Raw genomic sequence first — 889 nt, 5'->3', positions numbered from 1 at the left:
ATTCATTGCCGAAGCCTGTGGTCTTAATGAGGGACTGGGAGTGAAAGGCCAGTGGGGAACGCTTCAATCCATGGAGACACGCATGCAGTTTCTATCAGACCCGACACATCGGATCCGATTCGTTTATACCCCCAAACACGCTTCCTGGTTAAATCAAATTGAATGTTGGTTCAGTCTGGTCTCCCGACATTTGCTCAGGCGGCTTTCCGTCAGCAGCAAAGCGATATTACGGACATGCATTTTAAAATATATCGAATATTACAACCGGGTATTAGCTAAACCTTTTAAATGGCTTTACCGTGGGAATACAAAGTGATGTCATTAATTGCAGAATACACCACTAGTTGTTGAAATCCAAGGATCTCTGGAGTGTTTTGTTCCAGATACATGCTGAGTTGGTGTCGTTTTATGATACGGTGTTGGCCTTGAAATCCCATGACCTGCTCGAATGCTTTCCGCCTGTTCAGGGGTTATTGCCCTTTTTACAATGTTGGGACATTCTGTTAATCCCAGCGGATCAACCCATCCGGTAGGATTATGAGCGTACCCGTAAGGATTTTCCCCCCCAGACAACCCGATCGGGTCAGGCGTCAAATACTGCGCTGCAACCGGCGAGTAATATCTAAACCGATTGTAAACCAGCCCGCTCTCGTCATCCAGCCACTGGCCGGCAAACTGTAAGCCCGGATTCAGTGCCGCGTTTTCCCCCAACGCCCCCAGACGCAGCCCGTACAGGCTCTGCGGCGGCTGGCGCCAGACCCGATGCCCGGCGGTATCAAACAGCGCCAGCGGCTCGCCCGTCGGGGCACACACCGCGTACTGGGTCTGAATCTTGCCGGCAATCAGCTCCTGCCGATTTTCCGGATTCAGAGTAAAGAATTGTACCTGC

At 51.1% G+C, this 889-nt stretch carries 2 protein-coding genes; one reads left to right on the top strand and one right to left on the bottom strand.

Annotated elements, in window-relative coordinates:
• A partial coding sequence (locus tag Xinn_RS23655; protein ID WP_211285986.1) for a transposase occupies nucleotides 1-316 on the top strand: 316 nt, incomplete at its 5' end.
• A gap of 5 nt (nucleotides 317-321) precedes the next feature.
• Here the strand turns inward: Xinn_RS23655 and Xinn_RS21065 are convergent.
• Nucleotides 322-889 (bottom strand): RHS repeat-associated core domain-containing protein (locus Xinn_RS21065; protein WP_244590295.1); only part of this gene is annotated, 568 nt, incomplete at its 5' end.

It is taken from the genome of Xenorhabdus innexi, assembly GCF_002632485.1.
Taxonomy (GTDB): Bacteria; Pseudomonadota; Gammaproteobacteria; order Enterobacterales; family Enterobacteriaceae; genus Xenorhabdus; species Xenorhabdus innexi.
This window is presented reverse-complemented; position numbering and strand designations above follow the sequence as displayed.